1 protein-coding gene is annotated in these 524 nt (G+C 60.9%); it reads right to left on the reverse strand.

All coding sequences use genetic code 11. The features are described 5' to 3' along the window. Window positions 1–524: sensor histidine kinase (locus ACQY6F_RS19090; RefSeq protein ID WP_428776709.1), on the reverse strand; the 524-nt coding region annotated here is incomplete at both ends.

Below are 524 nucleotides of genomic sequence, written 5' to 3' on the forward strand. Positions count from 1 at the left end.
GGTCAGGCCAAGGCCGGTCCCTTTGACATCCGCCTTGGCGCCTGTCTGGACAAAGGGGTCGAAAATGGTGTGAAGATCTTCGGGCGGGATACCGGGGCCGCTGTCTTTCACGGTAAGTTCCAGCCACAACCGTCCATCTTGGCTGCAGCTCCGGGCGCGCACCCTCACGCCGCCTTGTTTGGTAAACTTTACCGCGTTGCCCAGCAGGTTGATCAGGATCTGCCGGACCTTGGTCAGGTCTGCGCGCATGTGGCCGATGTCGTCAGGGCAATTCACCTGGATGGTGTTTTCGTTTTTCGCGATCAGGGGTTGGCTGGTGGTCGCGACGTCTGCGATCAGGGGGCGCAGGGGGAAGGTTTCCAGGCGGAGTTCCACCTTGCCGGCCTCGACCTTGGAGATGTCCAGCAGGTCGTTGATGAGCGAAATCAGCAGCGAACCGCTGTGATGGATATCCTCGACATACTCGACGTAGCGTTGATCGCCGAGCTCGCCGAAGGCCCGCGCCCGCATGATCTCGCTGAAGC

Source organism: Vibrio sp. (assembly GCF_050299255.1).
GTDB lineage: Bacteria > Pseudomonadota > Gammaproteobacteria > Enterobacterales > Vibrionaceae > Vibrio.